Annotated in this window: 12 protein-coding genes, 1 tRNA gene and 4 pseudogenes; 6 read left to right on the top strand and 11 right to left on the bottom strand. The window is 53.3% G+C overall.

The features are described 5' to 3' along the window. The first annotated feature begins 194 nt into the window (after nt 1–194). From SGP1_RS32700 to SGP1_RS36115, 4 genes are all read left to right on the top strand, one after another. The gene (locus SGP1_RS32700; RefSeq protein ID WP_243466171.1) at nt 195–356 is read left to right on the top strand and encodes a hypothetical protein; all 162 of its coding nucleotides are present in this window, start codon (nt 195–197) and stop codon (nt 354–356) included. 387 nt (nt 357–743) lie between these two features. After that, nucleotides 744–878 carry a hypothetical protein gene (locus tag SGP1_RS34950; protein ID WP_279379441.1) on the top strand — a complete coding sequence of 45 codons (135 nt, stop codon included), beginning with the start codon at nt 744–746 and terminating at the stop codon, nt 876–878. 490 nt (nt 879–1368) lie between these two features. Further along, on the top strand, nt 1369–1731 hold the full coding sequence (locus tag SGP1_RS32695; RefSeq protein WP_243466170.1) for a hypothetical protein: 363 nt from the start codon (nt 1369–1371) through the stop codon (nt 1729–1731). 76 nt (nt 1732–1807) lie between these two features. Further along, complete coding sequence (locus tag SGP1_RS36115; RefSeq protein WP_148203373.1) at nt 1808–1957, top strand: helix-turn-helix domain-containing protein; 150 nt, start codon at nt 1808–1810, stop codon at nt 1955–1957. Nucleotides 1958–2366: 409 nt separating this feature from the next. Here SGP1_RS36115 and SGP1_RS26620 read toward each other — a convergent pair. The 9 genes and pseudogenes from SGP1_RS26620 to gpt all read right to left on the bottom strand — a co-directional run bounded on the left by SGP1_RS26620 (nt 2367) and on the right by gpt (nt 15211). Beyond that, nucleotides 2367–3226, bottom strand: a pseudogene (locus SGP1_RS26620) (IS5 family transposase). A gap of 745 nt (nt 3227–3971) precedes the next feature. Beyond that, nucleotides 3972–5015 (bottom strand): hypothetical protein, encoded by a 1044-nt coding sequence (locus SGP1_RS05175; protein WP_041866645.1) that lies wholly within the window; start codon nt 5013–5015, stop codon nt 3972–3974. Nucleotides 5016–5111: 96 nt separating this feature from the next. After that, complete coding sequence (locus SGP1_RS05170; protein ID WP_011410355.1) at nt 5112–7916, bottom strand: inverse autotransporter beta domain-containing protein; 2805 nt, start codon at nt 7914–7916, stop codon at nt 5112–5114. Nucleotides 7917–9924: 2008 nt separating this feature from the next. Further along, nucleotides 9925–10000 (bottom strand) — tRNA-Thr (locus tag SGP1_RS05165). A gap of 373 nt (nt 10001–10373) precedes the next feature. Then, nucleotides 10374–11627 carry a glutamate-5-semialdehyde dehydrogenase gene (proA, locus tag SGP1_RS05160; RefSeq protein ID WP_011410354.1) on the bottom strand — a complete coding sequence of 418 codons (1254 nt, stop codon included), beginning with the start codon at nt 11625–11627 and terminating at the stop codon, nt 10374–10376. Nucleotides 11628–11636: 9 nt separating this feature from the next. Beyond that, nucleotides 11637–12740, bottom strand: coding sequence for a glutamate 5-kinase (gene proB / locus SGP1_RS05155; RefSeq protein WP_011410353.1), 1104 nt, complete (start codon nt 12738–12740; stop codon nt 11637–11639). A 115-nt stretch (nt 12741–12855) separates the two neighbouring features. Then, nucleotides 12856–13256, bottom strand: a pseudogene (gene crl / locus SGP1_RS05150) (sigma factor-binding protein Crl). A 67-nt stretch (nt 13257–13323) separates the two neighbouring features. Beyond that, nucleotides 13324–14562: an esterase FrsA gene (frsA, locus tag SGP1_RS05145; RefSeq protein WP_011410352.1), complete on the bottom strand. Its 1239-nt coding sequence runs from the start codon at nt 14560–14562 to the stop codon at nt 13324–13326. A 190-nt stretch (nt 14563–14752) separates the two neighbouring features. Beyond that, nucleotides 14753–15211, bottom strand: coding sequence for a xanthine phosphoribosyltransferase (gene gpt, locus SGP1_RS05140; protein WP_011410351.1), 459 nt, complete (start codon nt 15209–15211; stop codon nt 14753–14755). 163 nt (nt 15212–15374) lie between these two features. Between gpt and pepD the strand changes: the two genes are divergently transcribed. Then, complete coding sequence (pepD, locus tag SGP1_RS05135) at nt 15375–16835, top strand: beta-Ala-His dipeptidase (RefSeq protein ID WP_011410350.1); 1461 nt, start codon at nt 15375–15377, stop codon at nt 16833–16835. Between the two features lie 202 nt (nt 16836–17037). Here the strand turns inward: pepD and dinB are convergent. Further along, a pseudogene (dinB, locus tag SGP1_RS05130) lies at nt 17038–18101 on the bottom strand (DNA polymerase IV). A gap of 209 nt (nt 18102–18310) precedes the next feature. Here dinB and SGP1_RS05125 point away from each other — a divergent pair. Continuing rightward, nucleotides 18311–18964: pseudogene (locus SGP1_RS05125) on the top strand (L,D-transpeptidase family protein); the annotation flags it as partial. Here the strand turns inward: SGP1_RS05125 and SGP1_RS05120 are convergent. Beyond that, on the bottom strand, nt 18935–19702 hold the full coding sequence (locus SGP1_RS05120; protein ID WP_011410349.1) for a class II glutamine amidotransferase: 768 nt from the start codon (nt 19700–19702) through the stop codon (nt 18935–18937). The pseudogene SGP1_RS05125 and the gene SGP1_RS05120 overlap by 30 nt on opposite strands. Nucleotides 19703–19704: the final 2 nt, after the last annotated feature.

Raw genomic sequence — 19704 nt, 5'->3', positions numbered from 1 at the left:
CGCGGGAATGGTTATTTTAGGGCATGCCATGCCTGTGCTGGAAGCAGATTATTTTCAGCAAAGCGGACCGGGAAATTCCGCGCTGAGTGAAAAACCCTTTGGATTAATGTTCCATGCTCTGGATGACTTACAAACAAATGAAGTGTACATCTGCGTAGGGGGCTCGCTTCGCTATGCACAGTGGGGGGAGATTAATGTCCACACTCACCAGACAATGCGGTGCGGTAGGGGCGGTGGTCCACGGCTTTCATCGGGACAGAAATGAAATTCTGAAACTGGGCTTCCCGGTAGCGTCCTTCGGCAGTTACGCGCAGGATCAGGGACCACGCGGCAAAGTGGTCGACTGGCGCGTTTGAAAAATCGAAGGGTGAAAGCGAAGTTCTACAGATATTGAAAAAAGGGATGACGACCGTAGAGGCCTTTGACAAATTCGGTATTATGTAATCATTTCTTTTCCGCTTAATTAAGGTGAATCTATACAATACGCTGATAGTCGTCTTGGTATCACGACGATAAAAAATATCAATTAAATTTTTGCTAATAATGATTTTGCTTTATGTCATCGCTTATATAGACAGACAAAATATCAGCTTTACCAAACTCCACATGGTGGAAAGCTTATCATTAAGTGAAACCGCTTATGGCTTCGGCGCATCGTTATTTTTTATTGGCTACCTCTTATTTGAGGTAACCAGCAACATCATAATGCATAAGTTGGGTGCCATGTCTGGTTCGCCCGTATTATGTTCTCATGGGGACTGGTAACGATTCTGATTGCCTTCACCACCAGCACGACCATGTTCTATATTCTGCGGTTTTTGCTGGGTGCCTTCGAGGTGGGGCTGTATCCCGGGCTGCTTTATTATATGACCCGCTAGTTTCCCATCGAGCACCGCCCACGCGTCGTTGGCTATCTCATCATGGCAAGCCTGATAGCCAACTTGATAGGCGCCCCGCTAAATGGCCTGTTATTGAATATTCACGGTCTGCTTAATTTGGAAGGTTGACAATGGATCTTTATCGGCACCGGGTTGCCTGCGCTGGTATTGATTCTTCCCGTTTTATACTGGCTGCCGGAGTCACCCGAAAAATCGCAATTTCTCAGCCAAGACGAAAAATCCTGGCTTAAAAACACGCTGAAACAGGAGGAAAGCCGCGACCAGGATCATCATGTCAGAGGTGTTTTGACCACGTTGAAAGATTCATGCGTCCTGTTGCTCGCCCTGGTGTTGGGGTTCATCTCATTCAGCGCCTAAGGGCTAAGTTACTGGATACCGACCATCGTGAAAGGCTTTGGCGTGTCGGATATCGCCAACGGCGTAATCAATATGATCCCGTGGCTTGCCGCAATCGTGTTGCTCTAGGTGGATGACGCGAAATCCAGCGCGAACCGCCGATCCGGTGAAAAATATCGCGTTGCCGATGTTCGTGGCGGCGGTGTTTCTGACCGGCAGCGCCCTGTTTATTGCTACGCCTTGGTTGAGCTTCTTGTGCATCACCGTAGTCATTATGGCTATCTTCTCTATTCAACCCTGTTTTTGGACGCTGACGCGTTTTTTGGGTGGCTCCGCCGCGGCTGCCGGACTTGCCGCAATTAACTCGCTGGCCAATTTAGGCGGCTTTTTCGGGCAAAATACCGTGCCTGCGGTACGCGAAATGACAGGTAGCCCGAGCACGCCAATCTATTATCTTGGAGACTGTATGGCGATAGGGGGGGTATCACGCTCCTGACCATCCGTTATCTCCATCTCCATGGCCGGCAACAAGAGAGCAGCGCTACTGCCGATATACCGCAAAAACGCGCGCAATGAGCGATTATAGCGCGCCAGCGTTAAGTCGAAGCCTGGCTATTTTGGAACATCTATCTCAGGCTGGAGCGCCATTGATGATGAGTGAAATCGCTGCACTACCTGGGCTTTCCTTTAACCGGTTATTTCGCGTAATGCAGTGCCTGTAAAATGAAGGATATTTAGATCAGGATGAGCGTTGTTATTATCACCTGACCGGTAAATCCATTTTCGGAACCTAAAAGGGTAGGTCCCTTACTATCACGAAAGCTTCATCGACGCAGGCGATATTGATATGCCAAGAGTACTGCAAGTCTTGAAACGTCATGAATTTGATGGCGTGTGGATCCCGGAGCATTCCGTACAAATGCGATGTGATGCGCCATGGCATGCCGGCATGGCGTACACGATGGATACATGAAAGCGTTAATGCAAACCCCTTGACGGAGGCCCCCGGTCTACACAGGCGGGCGCTGCGCATTCAGCGAACGCCCGCCAAAGGGCCTTCAATGACAATGCTCCGCCGGCTTTGTTGAATAAATCAGAACTTGTGACTACGCCCCCCTAGCAGATCGATTGTTATGCGATCCGGATGCTGTTCGGCATTCCTAACAGCGTCATTTTGTTAAGCGCTTTGACCATCGCCATTGCCTCACCTACCTGCGCATCATAGTCACGCAGACTTAGATGATCGCCCATAAGCGTTTTGAACCGGAATATAGCTGTTTCAGCCACTGAGCGTCGATGATAGCCCACTTGCTTTTTCCATACATCGTTACTGCCGCTTAGACGCTGATTCGCAACAGCGTAGTTACGCTCATGGTATCGGTCTGGCCAATATTGCGCCCCACCTCGTGGAGGAATAAGAGGCCTTATTTTCTTCCTCAGCAGAGCATCATGACAGTAGCGGGTAGGGCCTGAGTATCCGTCGTACCGCTGAGCGATAAGTCAGCACAGATAATCTCATGCATTACACTGTCTGCGGCCATATGCAGCTTACGCCACACCCTCCGTCTGTCGGCACCATGCTGTCGGACTTTCCATTCGCCCTCGCCAAAGACCTTCAGGCCGGTTCCGTCAATGACTAGAGGTGAGATTTCACCACGGGTCGGCGTTTTTATGCTGATCTTAACTGTCTTTGCTCGCTTGCTGATCAGCGAGTAATCTGGGCATCTTAGCAGCAGCACCATCAGTTTAAAAATGGCGTCAACGAAGCCCTGTAAAGCCCTTAACGAAAGGCCAAACACGCGTTTCATCATCAGAACAGTGGTGATAGCCATATCTGCGTAGTGAAGCGGCCGGCCACGCCGTTCAGGCGTTGTTTTTTCCGTCCATGCAACAATTGCCGACTCATCCAGCCATATCGTCAGAGCCCCGCGCTGCTTGAGAGCTTTGTTGTAAGTGGACCAGTTGATTATTTTAAACTTTTGCTTTGCCATGGAGTGCAGATGTTGAAATGACGGTAGTGATCTGAGCAAACGATCACCTAAAAGTTATATTTATTCAACAAAGCCCCATCAATAATAACGTTAACGCCGCTGGTAGACATATTTTCCACTAAAGAGAAGGATGTTCATCTCTCATAGGACGATAAAAAACAGACTACAAAAAATTTATAGCAAAATAGACAAAAATTCCCTCAAAGGACTTATCGAATACTGCCACCTTGTCGGACTAAATCGTTATGTACCTAAAAACTCCTCAGGGAAGGCGTTAATTTCTGCTGGTATCCCTTTATGGCAACGTTCTGCATTGCCAGCCCATCAGTTGAGCGCAGGCTTTGCTTTTCCTCACCCTCATCACCCTCACATCCATTGCAGTAACGTTATAGCCGTAGCTTGGTGCTTAAACGGAATAGACCGTTATGTTGCGCTTGTCCTGTTGCCCGCGGTTGATCCGCCGTTCAACGCGGCCAGACGCCTGCCGCCCGCGCGGGTATCGCGCCGCCACATCATTATAGCGAGTCCTGGAGGGCGTTCCTGATGAGCAGGCCTGCGATCAGCGTTTCGCCCCACGGATAACCGATAACTTCAGCGGCACCCTCGCCATCGGCCCTGCACCAGCGCACATGTCCCTCTTCCGATACCCCACGCCACCTTGATAGGATGAGTGACAGGAGGCGGGTGCCCGGCGTCAACCTGGCGGAACGCGGCGGCACGCCGGTTATCGTCCGAGGGCCCAGACTTAGTGGATATTCAGACTTTGGGGAGTAAACGTCATCGTCATCGTACTGTTAATGGCCTGCGCCTCATCAGTAAACAACCAGGCCGGATTACCCAGCGCTAACGACGTGGTCAAATACGGCTTCAGGGTAAAAGTCAGGTCTTGGCTAGCGACACCTGCGCTGACCGGCACACTTACACTTTTGGTCCCGGCGGGGGCAAGGGAAGTACCGTCATAAGACAGGCCGACGCCCAGACCCGTTTTATCAGTAGCGAAATAGCTGCTGTTACCACTGAACGCAGTCCCGTTTACCCTCAGTGTACCATTGACGCTCTTAATGTTACTCAGGACATTCGCTGACTCACTGCTGCAATTAATTTTAATCGATGCCAGGGCACTCTCTTCGGATGCCGTACCGGCTAATGCCTTGTCGGTATCGATGGACGAGATTGTCGCATTCTTACTTGTAATGGCAGTATCACAACTCACGCTGCCAATATTGTCCCAGCCATTAATGGAAAAGGCGTAATTCTTATCTTTTAACGAATTTACACCATCCAATTGAAATAAGGTTAAATCCGACATGCCCTGGGTACTAATCTCACCTTCCTTCACCAAATAGACTTTGAAAGAAATCTGAAGAGATTTCGTTTGCCCTTTTTCAATGATATGTTTAGTCGCGACTCTACTTGCATACACGTCGCCATCAGCGTTGAATATGCCTAGATCATCACCATCAAAAATCAAACCTAATTTCACCCCTTCCGGCAATTGTTGTGTTCCTCGTCTGGGGTAAGGGTAGACATATAAATTTTCCTCAGTTTTCGAATCTCTCAGTTCACTTTTGCACGTCACCGTTCTGTTATAGGTTTGCGACTCCCAAATCCTGTCCCCATTAGCTGTCCCCTTTAAATAAGCAATTGTGCTCAAGGTAACCGACTCGGCCGTGGCGGAAGTGTCCTCTCCGACATAGCATATCAGCGCGTGAGCGTTCGACATCGCGAACATCCACATGATAAATGATGCAAATAACGCTAAGGACGACTTACTGATTTTACTCTTCATGCCATTATCCTCGCACCGCGATAGCCACCGCGATGCTCTGAATTGATACTGAGATCCCTGAGCGCCGATCATTTTCCGTACGGCGCCCCGCGGGGATTAAGAACTCACATTTACCGAAAGCGACAGCGTCGATGAATAAACACCCGCGTCTACCGCCGTTAGCTCCTCCAGCCGGGTGCCATTGACGGCAACACCAATAGTGCCAACGCCAGTCTTGGTAGAGGTAAAGGTGGCGGTATAAACCCCATCCTGTTCACTGACCGTGCTTATTTTTCCCTCAACGCCATTCGGTTCGAATGCCACCGTCAGCCCGGTGACGGCATTGTTGTGGTTATCATGCGCGGTGAACGTCAGGCTGATTGCACTGCTTCCATTTGAAGCAATAAGGGATTTATCCGCTGCCAGCGTGGATTTGACACCCACCACCCCACCGGCGACAAAGACCACGGAGGCAGTTTTAGAATAGCCGTTCGTCGTCGCGGTCACCTTAAACGTTCCGGATGTGGTGCTCATGGCGTTAAAGGTTGCCGTACCGTCTTTATCGGTGGTGACGCTATTAGTGGACAAAACGACGCCGCCTTCGGCCTGCAAGGTCACGGGCTTATCTTCGATGACATTGCCATTGGCGTCCGTTACGCTGACTTTTAACTGATTTTCCGCTTTACCGTCGGCGGTGGCGCCGTCTGACACCACTTTCAGCTCGGCGACCATCGCCGATTTGTCATCGCTGACAAAGGTGGTCTTAACGGTTTTGGTCACCTGATTATCCAGCGCCGCCGTCACAGTCACCTCACTCGCTTTTACACTGGTGAGATCCGCGACGGCTGCTCCATTGGCGTTGGTGGTCGCGTTATCGATGATAGTCGCGCCGTTATCCGCCGAGAACGACACCACATGGTTGGGTATCGGGTTGCCATTGGCATCTATAACGGTCACTTTAACCTGATTAGTGGCCTGACCGTCGGCGGCGGCATTGTCCGACACCACTTCCAGCGCTTTTATCTGCGCGGTCGTACCGTCTGCTTCAACCGTGACGCTGGCGGAGGCAAAGTTTGCACCTCGGGCGCTGGGGGTAATTTTTATTACATCAGTGCCCGTTCCCGCCGTCACCACCAGCGTGTAGATACCGCTATCCTGGCGTTGTAAAGCGGAGACCTTGGCACCCGAATTCTCTTGCGCATTATTGCTGGTGACAGTGATTTCATCTTCGCCGATATCAACGGGATTGCCCTGGATATCCTTAACCTTTAAGGTCAGCGTTTGCTGGGCGACAGTATCGGCCGGCAACGTGCTTTTCACCGGCGTGAATTCGCTGGTGGTAGTATTAATCGCGGGCTGCGTAACGGTGAGGGTCGTCTTGGCCTTTTTCGACACATTACCGTGGGTATCGATGGCAACACCGCTAATTTCATAAACGTTTCCGTTAGCCGAATCAAAATTATAATCAGGCAGTACGATACTGTAATTATCTATGCTTTCCTGGACGATTTTACCGCCCGCCGCCAGCAATTCCGGTGCCGACCAATCGATACGCTCAAGCCCGTATTTGGTGTTAATCGACACATTCAGCGATTTTTGTTCGCCCGCATAACCGGCCAAATGATCGGCGGTATACAGATGGATGACTTCTTTCTTGCGATATTCCAGAACGATATTGTTGTTGCGATCCACCAAATCATAGCGGCTACCCGCGAGGGTACGCATAGCGCCGACGGCACTGGTATCCAATTGATGTTGCCACGGGGTACCGAGCTGAATATTCAACTGTACGCCCAAACGGGTATCGTTTTGTCCCGCCTTGCCCTGACGCTGGTCGGCGCTAAACGTTAACAGAGGAAACGGCGTATAATTAACCCCTACGGTGATGGCATGGGGGTCTTTTTGTCGGTTGTCCTTACCGAATAGCGCGACCTCTTTACCATAATATTGTTCGTATTTCAGATTCCCGCCCAATTGCGGCAACGCCGGCACCCAGCCTTCAAGACTCATATCCCAGCCGTTGGCCGGACGCTCCTGGTAATCGGCAAAATCTTTGCTGTCACGCCAGTTGGTCAGACGCAAATAATTGTTAGCGCCTATTTTCAGGTAATCACGCCAGTATTCTACGCCCATCCCCATACGCGCATGGTCGCGAGACAAATCGTAATCCAGGAACGTGTTGCCTCCCAACATATAGCCGTCATTGAACCAGCGCATGCCCATCCCGAGATTAGTCTGGGTACGATCGTCGGTGCGGTGCAGACTTCCCTGGGTAAAAACGAGTTTATCCGGCTGCTCATAAAGTGGGATGAGTAAATCAAGTTGGGAATTTTTCAATGAAAACTTGTTATCGACATCCAATTGCAGGCGGGCGGTACCGAATTGGCTCAACCATTGCTGAACCTCGGTGCTGGCGGCCCCGGTCGCCATGCCTCGGGCAATAGAAGCGGCGGCATCTCCGCGCGGACTGTTAGCCAAGAAATTACCGGCCTGGCTAGCAATACCGGCGATTTTTTGCGCTTGTAGATCCTCTTTCGACGCAGAAGCCGGTACGGGCGTTTCTTCAGCCCACGTGACCGCAGGCAGCGGCGCTAAGGGGACATCAAGCTCGTCCCCCGGCTGCAAATGATCAAAGCCGCGAGCAAAAGTGCGAAATTGATTCAGCTTGCGCAGAGCCTCTAGGCTCATGTGATATTTTTGCGCGACGGAAGCTGTTGTTTCACCGGTAGCAAGGGTATATGTTTTGGTGTCCAGCGTCGCCTTATCTGCAGAGCCCTTAAGGAATTTGGTGTTACCTGCAGCGCTGGCCTGTGACGGCACAAAAGCATACGTTAACGGGACAATGGCCTGAATGCCGATATTTAACCAGGTGAAAAGAATAAGACCCCATGAAAGGTCTTTTTTTCTGTAGACTTTTTTCATTTAAAAGCACTCTTTGATTTACATTTATTTACTACCACGCGCTAAACGGGAGATGAAAAACACCGGTCCCAATACGTATTACTTAAGAAAGGAAGCTATAGAAAGTTTTGACAGACACGCAAAGCGAAACGGAGGCCCCAACCTGATTCAGTAAATGAGCCTTTTCGTTCTATTTGAGCAATATAAAGCCAACCGACAGAATCGGTAAAATAGCTAAACCTTCTTGTCATTCCGCGTGCTAACCATTTAATGATCGCTGATTTTGCATTAACACCAGCCCATCGATCTGACGATTTAAACAACACTCCTGATTAACAAAATAATAATGGATGCGTCAATTTTTCGTAAAGACCATCCACTCTGGTTGTCGTAAAACGACAAAAAGTCAAGTGTGCCTACCAGCATTTATTATCCGGAAGCAAGATAGCTTATCTCGATAATTTACACCGGGCGAACCGCGTGCATGATCTCACCTACGATATCGTAAAGGACCTAGAATAAACATCATGATGAAAGACAAATTTTTATTGGCAACAGAGATGGTATGACCCGTTAACATAAGCACAATACGCCATTACGACGAAATAGAGGAGATAATGCTTTATGCCTTATGACGTCTAAACGACATTATTGTGGCGCGGCGGTCGCGTCGTCACGATATAGCCACCGTCACAAAACCGAATCAGGGCTATTGCATTCTCCTCAGGTAAACTGCTGTCACACTCATTCTTACCCTGGAATGCCAATGTTTATCTCTGTTATCCCTTTTATAATAACGGGCGTAGGGGGCAAAGCTCAGACTTTGTCTTTTAATTCAATCAGTCGAATATCATATGAAACGGATTATTACATGTCGATATATAAAATTCAAATCACTTTTCAACGAGTGACTTACTGTCATCCATTCTTGTTAATGAGATTACCGGGGAAGTTCGCGCAAAGATGTAACTAAAAAATCAATAAATTCATAATGATAAAATATATATCTTTGTCAGTAAATTTTTTATTTTAAAAAATAACCTCATTACGCTAACTAAATAAATACGATAAAGCAACAAACCAAAAACAATTAACTGTAGGTTCGTTTGGAATTCATTTAGATAATTAGTCATTCTCTCTAATGGCGTTGCCGACAAATTAACGCCCTACATTACTTATAATGACAGTGAAATATGAACCCCTTCCAGTTTTCACCCATCACAAAAATAGTTTTCACTGCCGGTAATATACACTCAGCATGAGTAATGCTTTTCCTCCTTGTGATAACGGGCTTTTTCCTCCGGCAAATATACCGCTTACCTGCTTTGTTAAGCGCGGTAATCTTAAGTCGTTACAATGCGAATGGACGTCCCAACGCGTCAAAGAGGCAAAAAACGCTGGGCTGCACCTTGCCACGCCCGCTTGATTGATTAGTAGCCGATGTTGCAGCAAAGCCTGATAGCTGAACGTGGCGAGAGCCGCTACCTTCAGATTGTCCCAAGGACAGGCCGTATCGCTTCGGCGTAAACACGCAGCAGCCTTTTTCAATAACGCGATGCCAAAGTGGCTTACCTCAATATTAAAATGGGACGTGACAAGCGATGCTATGCCGGTAGTGAGAAAAGCAGGCGTCGCCGGAGGTCGCAAACCCCTGGCTAGGCTACGTAAGCCACGGGCTGTTCATTAATCACTACGCCGTTTAGAGAATTAGAAAGGAAGGCAGGGCATCGGGCTAAGCGCTCGCCATGAAGTGAAACCGCCGCAACGGTGGCTAGCACGTCATAAAACATAACGCGGGACCGTGTGCCGGTGACGCGGGCCACCTTGCCCGTTGCCGGTGTTATTTAGGTGCCAGGCAGGATGCCAGAGGGACGCCTGGGGATCACAGAGGGGGGATGGGTAACATGTGGCGTGTGCGCCCGCTAAAAGAAGTTACTTGCCTGTCGACACCTTTCCGGTTGAGAAAGACATAAATAGTGCGCAAGATACTTTTGGAATTCAGTGGATGTTATCTGACTTATTGCTTTGATGGTGCCGATAATAGGAGTCGAACCTACGACCTTCGCATTACGAATGCGCTGCTCTACCAACTGAGCTATATCGGCATGGGGAAATCAGCATGCGGGCGTTAATCTCGGGTGAACACGTTATGCAAATCCGGGAAAAGAGTCAATAGGCACGCGTGCAAGTGCTGATAAATGCAGCATCTCATTCCCTGCGGGCGCCGAATAACCTTTGATGTCTCTTGTCGCTCCACGGATACCCTGCGCTGTCCATCCTCTCTCTCCTGGCGCATTTGCGCCAATCTCGATTGTAACGGGAACAGCCACGGCGCGAGGAGAAGCCTCGCCGCCGCGGCCAGAATGTCAGCGCGCGGCTGGCTCCGCCCTGAGCGCTTACCTTTTCGCTGGCTAACGCCTGCCCGCTTGTGCCATCTGGCGCGCGAGCGCCGACGCGCGTTTGTCCATGCCGCCGTTATCAGGGTCGGCTCAGGTTGTCGCCGTAGCCGATCCATTTGTAAGTGGTTAACGCTTCCAGCCCCATCGGTCCGCGCGCGTGCAGTTTTTGCGTGCTGACCGCCACCTCCGCGCCCAGACCGAATTGGCCGCCGTCGGTGAAACGGGTGCTGGCATTAACATACACCACCGAGGAGTCCACTTCACGCACGAAACGATCCGCCGCCTGAATCGATCGGGTCAGGATGGCGTCAGAATGCTGAGTGCCATAATGACGAATATGCGCCACAGCTTGCTCGAAGCCGTCCATCAGTTTGACATTCAGATCGCGCGACAGCCATTCGTCATGGTAGTCGGCCTCCGTCACGGCAACACAGGTTGCCGGGCCATCAGCCAGATACGGGCGCGCGTTGTCGTCGGCGTGCAATGTCACGCCCAATGTATGCATATGATGGCTCAGACGCGGCAGGAAACGTTCGGCGATGGCCTGGTGTACCAGTAGCGTTTCCAGCGAATTACAGGCGCTGGGACGCTGTATTTTGGCATTTTCAATGACCGGCAGCGCCTGCTCGAAATCGATAGTGTCATCGACGTAGATATGGCAAACGCCGATGCCGCCGGTGATAACCGGAATGGTAGATTGTTCACGGCACAGTTTGTGCAGCCCGGCGCCGCCGCGCGGGATCAGCATATCAACATAACGATCGAGGCGCAGCAGTGCATTGACCAGCGCGCGGTCCGGATCCTCAATGGCCTGCACCGCGCAGGCCGGCAGACCGCAGTCTGTCAGCGCCTGCTGTATTACTTTCACCGTGGCGGCGTTGGTACGATAGGTTTCCTTACCGCCGCGCAGAATCACCGCGTTGCCGGTTTTCAGGCACAGGGCCGCCACATCGACGGTAACGTTGGGGCGTGCTTCATAGATAACCCCTACGACGCCGAGCGGAACCCGGCGGCGTTCCAGCGACAGGCCGCTGTCCAACCGCTGGCCGTCTATCACCTGCCCCACCGGGTCGGTGAGACGGCACACTTGGCGCACGTCGGCGGCAATAGCGGATAAACGCGCCGGGTTTAGCAACAAGCGATCCAACAGCGCGTCAACGAGGCCGTTGCGGCGCGCTTCCGCCATATCCTGCGCGTTGGCGTCGAGGATGCTCTGGCTATTGGCTTCCAGACTGTCTGCTATGACCTGCAGCGCGCTATCTTTTTGTGCGCTGGTCAACACCGCCAACTGCCACGAAGCCGCTTTCGCCGCCTTGCCCATTTGCTCAAGCATGTGCGCTCCTTAACATAAAATCATGTCGTCGCGGTGGATAACCACAGGCCCGTATTCATACCCCAGAATATCACTGATGTCCTGTGAATGGTGACCGGCAATCATGCGTAGGGCATCGCTGTTGTAGCGGCTGACACCGTGGGCAATATCGCGGCCATCGGTGCTGCGAATACGCACGACAATCCCGCGGGAAAAGTCGCCTTCCACCGCCAGAATGCCTTTGGGCAACAGCGAGCTGCCGCGTTGTAATATTGCCTTCAGCGCGCCATCGTCGACGGTAATGTCCCCCGCCGGCGGCGGGCCGAACAGCCAGCGTTTGCGGCTCTCCAGCGGCATTTTCTGGCCGTGGAAACGGGTGCCTACCGATGCACCGGCCATCATATCGCCAATCACACCTGGTTTGCCACCGGCCGCAATCACGACTTCGATTCCGGCGCGGTTGGCGACTTCGGCCGCTTGCAGTTTCGTCTCCATGCCGCCGGTACCGAGGCCGGAGACGCTGCCGCCGGCCATTTTGCGCAACGCATCGTTGATACCTTCGACCTCGCGTATGAGCTCCGCGTCAGGGTTAGTGCGCGGATCGGCGGAGAACAGGCCTGGCTGATCGGTTAGCAGCAGCAGCTTGTCGGCATCGGCCAAAATCGCCACCAGCGCCGACAGATTATCGTTGTCGCCCACTTTGATTTCGGCGGTCGCGACCGCGTCATTTTCATTGATGACCGGCACGATACCGTTATCCAATAAGGCGCGCAGCGTATCGCGGGCATTAAGGAACCGTTCGCGATCTTCCATATCGGCTCGGGTCAGCAACATTTGGCCGATATGAATGTTGTAAAGGGAAAACAACTGTTCCCAAAACTGAATCAAGCGGCTCTGCCCCACCGCCGCCAACAGCTGTTTTGAGGCGATGGTGGCGGGCAGCTCGGGATAATTGAGGTATTCCCGTCCGGCGGCAATGGCGCCGGAGGTAACGATAATAATCCGGTGCCCGGCGGCATGCAGCGGAGCACACTGGCGCACCAGCTCGACAATATGGGCCCGGTTGAGCCGGCGCGAACCACCGGTAAGGACGCTGGTGCCTAATTTAATCACCAGAGTCTGGCTGCTGTTCATAACGATATCTGCCGTTAAGGATGTTGATTGACTTAAGGTTTGCCTGCCGCCGACGGGACCAGGCGCTATGCCTGCCAGCATAGCGCGAAACGAATGAGAAAGCAGGAACGGAAAATCAGGCGGTAAGATTGAATGGCTGCTCTTTGAACGCATCGGCTGTCTCCAGCGTCATGTTCAGCGTTTCAATATACGCGCGCAGGCGGGTATGAAAGGCACGTAGCGAACTTTCCAGTTTCTCGATAACGTCCTAATCGCTAAACTCGCTTTCGGTCCATTTGCCTTCTTTGTCGAACTTACCCAGATGGTAGGTGTAGGTGTAACGTTTCGCTTCCGCTTCCAAATTGATCCACCAGCCCCAAAATTCACGTTTTTCGGGCGCAGGCTGCATATTGATGCATACCGCAAGACAGTCGAAGAAAAATGGTTGTCGCTGCACTGCCCTTCACGAATATAGGGGCCGAGGGCGCTAAAACCTTTCAATATCTTGCCCCTGGGATGCCCACGCACTAACGCCATGCTATAACCTCACTTTGCTTATTGTTCACCTTAAGGAGCAAACAAACGGTAGTGCTATATTAACTTTTCAAATTGTTTTCAGCCAGCGGCTGATTTGTGTTAACGCCAGATGGAAATTGCGGTATAGCGGTGATGAATTAATCGGCAATAATTTACCCGCCCGCGAGGAAGAGACGATCAACTGCGCCTCGGCCGGCGGGCAAAAGGGATCGTCGGGCCAGCAGCCCGCCAGCATCGGCGTCGGACAATGACGGCCGAGCAGCCCCTGCACTTTGAGAGAATAGCTGTTCAGCTCGGTTTTCAGCGCACCGTCAGAGACGCCGGCCATGCCGATGCGGCTGGCCAGCACATCGAGGTACATATCCGGTGCGCTGTCCTGTCTTTGGCTGTCGGTCAGTAACGCATGCACGACCGGACCGAGGCAGGCGACGCCTCTGAGCCGCTGCGGTTCCAGGTAGGCGAGCCTGACCGCGATGCTGGCGCCGAAGCGGAAACCGAAAGCGCTGACGCGGCGCTGGTCAACCCAGGGGACGGCATCCAGACCGCGCAACACTTGCTGGTGTAAAAAACTGGTGTCCTGACTGAGTTTCCATTTGGCGGAAAAGCCGATGGAGGGCATATCGATGGTCAGCATTGCCAGGCCCGCCGGGGCGAAGTAATCGTCAAACAGTCGATAGGTATCGTTTTGCAACATATCCAGACTGCCGCAAACCAGCACCGTCGGATAGGGAGCCTGCCCCGTCGGCGGCAGATGCAGGAAACCGGTCACATTGCCGCCGCCGATCGGGAAATCCAATTGTTTGATTTCATGCGGCAGGTGTTTGGCCGCCTCTTCCCAGGCGTGATTGGCCAGCGTCTGCGCCTGCTCCGCCAGCATATCGCCTTTCAAATGCGGATAACTGGCGATGCTGTAAAAGCGGGCCGCCTGTAGCCAGTCGCGCGCCACGGTAGCGCCGTCAACGCCTTCCATTGCGCGCTGCTGCCAGACCATCCCCTGATGGCACCATTCGTAGATCCAATTGCCGCCGCGGTAGCCTATGACGGTATCCAGCAGCCGATCGTTAGTGTGGGGCGCGCGACTCGCGGCGATACGCGCCAGGACCTCCTCGATCTCCCAGGGATCGATGCCGCGCCAAATCCACATCAGACGATTGATTAACCGGTACCAGTTGCCGGGATTGGCCCCGTCTAACTCCGACATTATCCTATTTTGCCCGTCATGACGGACGCGGGCCACCAGCGTGGAGGTCTCACGGTGTTTAACCGAGGGTTTGAATAGGGTTTCGCTCAGATTGTTACCTGCCATCGAGCATCGTCTCCAAAGACGGGGGCTGGAATTCCAGAACGATGCCTGCAAGGTTAACCATTCAGCCCACAAAAAACAAACGCTCGGCGATGCCGGGCGCCGGCAGAGACAAATAGCCGCTGTGCGGCACAAGCCGAATTCGCGTCCGGCGCCAGCTGTAACCGCTCCCAGGCTTGGCGCAGCAGACAGATTATTTGCCCGCCAGCGGCGACACAAACACCACGCCCATATCCCAGGGCTGCTCAATCCAGGTATTTTGCGGGATGTCGATAATATAGTCATCCACCAGCGGACGGCCGGCCGGTTTGGCAAAAATGGTGACGAAGTGCGCCTTGGGGTACATTTCGCGAATGGCTTTAGCGGTAACGCCAGTATCTACCAAATCGTCAACCACGATAAACCCTTCTCCGTCCGCTTCCGCCCGTTTTAACACGTTCAGGTCGCGTTGATTGTCATGGTCATAACTGGCGATGCATACGGTATCCACGTGGCGGATCCCCAGCTCGCGCGCCAGCAAAGCGCCGGGCACCAGGCCGCCGCGGCTGACCGCGATAATCCCTTTCCATTGTTCAGCGGGCAGCAGGAGTTTAGCCATAGTACGCGCGTGGATTTGCAACATGTCCCAGGTGACGACGTATTTTTCGCTCATAAATTCAGACGCAGCCGTCCAAATACCAGTACCTCCCCCTTTTTAACCTCAGTTTTACCCTCAGGTAAAGTAAAGTGATATCCTTGGTACACCAGGGTTGCGCCGCCGCCGGCCGCTCACCGCCGCCAGCGCGGTTTTTACGATATCACAGGAGTTTTTTATCGTGTCTGAATTGTCTCAACTTACGCCGCAGCCGCTGTGGGATCTTTTCGCCAACATTTGTTCAATCCCACATCCGTCCTACCATGAGGAAGCGCTGGCAGTGCACATCGTGCAGTGGGCGCAGGACAAGGGCCTGTTCGCCGAACGAGACCAGGTAGGCAATATCCTCATCCGCAAGCCGGCGACGCCGGGTTACGAAAATCGCCGTCCAGTGGCGATGCAGGCGCATCTGGATATGGTGCCGCAGAAAAACAGCGATACCCAGCATGATTTCACCCGGGATCCCATCAAGCCCTGGGTAGACGGCGAATGGGTCAAGGCACGCGGCACCACGCTCGGCGCCGATAACGGCATCGGCATGGCGTCAGCGCTGGCGGTGCTGGCCGACGACAGCCTGGAGCATGGTCCGCTGGAAGTGCTGCTGACCATGACCGAGGAAACCGGTATGGAGGGCGCTTTCGGGCTGCAGCCCGGCTGGCTGCAGAGCGAGATCCTCATCAATACCGATTCCGAAGAGGAAGGCGAGATTTATATGGGCTGCGCCGGCGGCGTTGACTTCAAGACCCAGCTGCCGATTAGCCGCGAGGCAATACCGGCCGGGTATCACACGTTGCGGGTGGCGCTGACCGGCTTGAAGGGCGGCCATTCCGGCGCCAATATCCATCTGGGTCTCGGCAACGCCAATAAGTTGCTGGCTCGCTTCCTGGCAGATTTCTGCGCCACGCTGGACATCCGTCTGCTGGATTTGCACGGCGGGACACTGCGCAATGCCATTCCGCGCGAAGCATTCGCCGTTCTGGCGCTGCCGCAGGAAAACGTCGACAGCTTGCGTCTCCAGGCGCGCACCTTTCTGAGCACCATCGAAAGCGAACTGACGGCGGTCGAGAAAAAACCAGCGCTTGACGTTAGCGATAGCCAGCCCGGCGAACAGGCGCTGACCAAAGCCTGCAGCGACCGGCTTATCGCGTTGCTCCATGCCATGCCGAACGGCGTCATCCGCATGAGCGATGATGTAAAAGGCGTTGTGGAAACGTCGCTGAACGTTGGCGTCGTGTCGATAAAGGCCGACAAAGCCGAAATCCGCTGCCTGATCCGCTCGCTTATCGACAGCGGCAAACTACAGGTGGAAGGGATGATGCATGCGCTGGGGCGACTGGCCGGCGCGACCACCTTCGCCAAAGGCAGCTATCCGGGCTGGAAGCCAGACGCTAACTCGCCGGTGATACACTTGGTGCGCGATATTTACCGGCAGCTGTTTGACAAAATGCCCAACATTCAGGTGATTCATGCGGGTCTGGAATGCGGGCTGTTCAAAAAACCCTATCCCGAGATGGATATGGTCTCCATCGGGCCGACCATTACCGGCCCGCATTCGCCGGATGAGCAAGTCCATATCGCGAGCGTCGGCCAATACTGGAAGCTGCTGACCGCGCTGCTGAAAGCGATTCCCGTCAAGAAATAAACCAGACCGGCGCTGGCCTTTTGGCCGGCGCCGCAACGAGACAGCCTCCCCACCGCCGTTAGGCCCACCGCGTCATTCTCTTCTACGTGGCTCATCAGCCCGACGCCCAGAACAGCCATGGGCGTGAGCAGAGCGCGACGTTTTCACCGCCCATGTATGACCCGTGCGGCCATTGGCCGCTACGTGCCTAAAGGAGAGAATCTCATTCCTCTTCCCAATTCAACAACAGCTGACGCTCAAGTTGCGGATCCATGAGCGTGACATGCAATCCCACCAGCCGGACGCCGCGATCGCCGTGCCGCTGTTCCCAGGCCTGGCGCGCGATGGCGATCAAGTCCGTTTTATTCAGCCGCGGCCAGACATACTCCTGCGTCGTCTGCTGAAAATCGGCGAATTTGAGTTTGATACCCTGACGGGCCATCTGCAGATCGGGACGCACGCGGGCTAGACGCCGTTCCAGCTCGGGGGAAAGATGGTCGATAATCTCCTCGCACGCTTCCAGCGGGTGATATCTTGCGCCAGGGTACGTTCGAACCCCACCGACTTGCGCAGCCTATCGGCGGAAACCTGTCTCTCATCAATACTCTGCGAGCGTTCCCAAATGATACGGCCGAATTTGCCAAACTGGCGCAATAGCGTCGCCAGGTCAAATTGCTGCACGTCCGCGCAGGTGACAAGCCCCATATCGCTGAGTTTTTTGGCCGTCACCTTACCGACCCCCGGATCTTCGCCAGCGGCAACTGTAATAAGAACGCCGGCATAACGGCGGAGGTAATGACATATTGGCCGTTGGGCTTATTGAGATCGGAGGCGATTTTCGCTAAAAACTTAACCGGCGCCACGCCTGCGGAAGCCTTCAACCGCAGTTCATCGGCAATCTCCTGGCGTATGGAGCGCGCCACCAGTGTGGCAGAGCCGTTGCAGCAATCGCTGTCGGTGACGTCCATAAACGCCTCATACAGCGGCAGCGGCTCAATCAGCGCCGTATAACGGGCGAAGATGGAACGGATATGCTCAGACGCCTCTTTATACACCGCCATACGACCGGGGATCACCGTGAGATCGGGGCAGAATTTTAATGCCATGGCGGTGGACATGGCGCTGTGCACACCAAAGCGTCGTGCCGGATAGTTGGCGGTGCTGATAAACGCCGCGGCGGTCGGCGCTGCCGCCTATCGCCAACGGGATGTGGCGCAGGTGCGGATTGTAGCGCATTTCGACCGCGGCAAAAAAGCAATCCATATCGACATGTATGATTTTACGCATCCGGCCCCCTTGACTTGTACAAGTATACAGTAAGGATTCTCATCTATACAAAATGTATCTTGATAAAATAATAGCAGTAATATCTTGTCGCTGATTGCCCACGGGCAGTTGACAGTCCCGCCGGTAACGTTCGTGGCCGGCTGCTCATTTATTTGATGAAACAGGAATGACAATGCGCAGATTCGCGCTGCTGTTGGCGATGCTTACAGGCAAAAGTCGGCCAGGAACTTAAGCAACAACTATTAGGCTCACCGGTATTTATTCAAGTCTTTAAAGAAGAACGCATTTTGGAACTGTATGCCAAGATGGGTAATGCATACCATTTGGTGGACAGCTTTCAAATTTGCAAGTTCTCCGGCGGACTGGGCCCGAAACGGCGTGAAGGCGATTTCATGAGTCCGGAGGGTTTTTACGCCATTGACACGCGCAATCTGAATCCGAACAGTCATTATTATCGCTCCATTAATATCGGTTTCCCCAATGACTATGACCGGGAGCAGGGCTATTCAGGCGCCAAGCTGATGATTCACGGCGATTGCCGCTCTATCGGCTGCTATGCCATGACGGATTCTTCGATTGCGGAGATTTATCGCTATGTGGAAGATGCTTTGCTTAATGGTCAGGCGCAGGTAAATATTAATATATTTCCGTTTCGCATGACGCCGGCAAATATGCAGCGCCATCATTATTCAGTTAATTACAAATTCTGGAGCCAGCTTGCGCCCGGTTACGCCTATTTCGCCTAACACCATCAACCGACGGCAGTATCGGTGGTAAATGGTCAGTATGTGATAAGCGCGCCGCTGATGTTGCAAAGCGGCGCACCGGCCGTCTCACAATTCGCGCTCGCCAAGCCGGAATAAGACCCATTCCCCCGGTGCCACCCGCTGCCAGGTTTCATTGCCGGTCAGCGGCTGGGTGGCTATCACCGTGACCACGTCATTGGGCGTGGTCTGCTTTTGAAAATCGATTTCCACATCCTGATCGAGCAACGTGGCTTTACCAAAGGGCGCGCACCGGGTAATCCAATACAGATGACTGGAACAATAGCCCATAACGTAGCAGCCGTCGGACAGCAACATATTGAAAATCCCTTTTTGCCGCAGCGTGTTCGCTAAACCGGCGATATAGCGGAATACCGACGGCCAATGGCGCGGCGTGTGCGGGTAGCGTTCCGCCAGGCGCGCCAGCAACCAACAAAACGCCTGCTCGCTGTCCGTCTGCCCCACCGGGCGGAAATTGCCGGTTTGCAGCGTCCGGTAGCCACGCAATTGGCCGTTATGAGCGAAGGTCCAGTGGCGTCCCCAAAGTTCGCGAGTGAAAGGATGGGTGTTTTCCAGCGCCACTCTACCGCGATTGGCCTGACGAATGTGTGAGACCACCGCGCAGGATTTGATCGGATAGTCCTGCACCAACCGGGCGATGGGCGAGTCGATGCTGGGCAGCGGATCCTTGAACGTGCGGCAGCCCAGTCCTTCGTAGAAGGTGATTCCCCAGCCATCTTTGTGCGGTCCGGTTCCACCGCCGCGCTGCGCCAGGCCGGAAAAACTGAAACAGATATCCGTTGGTACATTGGCGCTCATGCCGAGCAATTCACACATGC

Source organism: Sodalis glossinidius str. 'morsitans' (genome assembly GCF_000010085.1).
GTDB lineage: Bacteria > Pseudomonadota > Gammaproteobacteria > Enterobacterales > Enterobacteriaceae > Sodalis > Sodalis glossinidius.
The sequence above is the reverse complement of the archived record's forward strand: the minus strand, read 5'-3'. Positions and strand labels throughout refer to the sequence as shown.

Coding starts and splice junctions, on each gene's coding strand:
- SGP1_RS32700 (WP_243466171.1), top strand. CDS start 195: ATGTCCACACTCACCAGACAATGCGGTGCGGTAGGGGCGGTGGTCCAC.
- SGP1_RS34950 (WP_279379441.1), top strand. CDS start 744: ATGTTCTCATGGGGACTGGTAACGATTCTGATTGCCTTCACCACCAGC.
- SGP1_RS32695 (WP_243466170.1), top strand. CDS start 1,369: ATGACGCGAAATCCAGCGCGAACCGCCGATCCGGTGAAAAATATCGCG.
- SGP1_RS36115 (WP_148203373.1), top strand. CDS start 1,808: ATGAGCGATTATAGCGCGCCAGCGTTAAGTCGAAGCCTGGCTATTTTG.
- SGP1_RS05175 (WP_041866645.1), bottom strand. CDS start 5,015: ATGAAGAGTAAAATCAGTAAGTCGTCCTTAGCGTTATTTGCATCATTT.
- SGP1_RS05170 (WP_011410355.1), bottom strand. CDS start 7,916: ATGAAAAAAGTCTACAGAAAAAAAGACCTTTCATGGGGTCTTATTCTT.
- proA (WP_011410354.1), bottom strand. CDS start 11,627: ATGCTTGAGCAAATGGGCAAGGCGGCGAAAGCGGCTTCGTGGCAGTTG.
- proB (WP_011410353.1), bottom strand. CDS start 12,740: ATGAACAGCAGCCAGACTCTGGTGATTAAATTAGGCACCAGCGTCCTT.
- frsA (WP_011410352.1), bottom strand. CDS start 14,562: ATGGCAGGTAACAATCTGAGCGAAACCCTATTCAAACCCTCGGTTAAA.
- gpt (WP_011410351.1), bottom strand. CDS start 15,211: ATGAGCGAAAAATACGTCGTCACCTGGGACATGTTGCAAATCCACGCG.
- SGP1_RS05120 (WP_011410349.1), bottom strand. CDS start 19,702: ATGTGTGAATTGCTCGGCATGAGCGCCAATGTACCAACGGATATCTGT.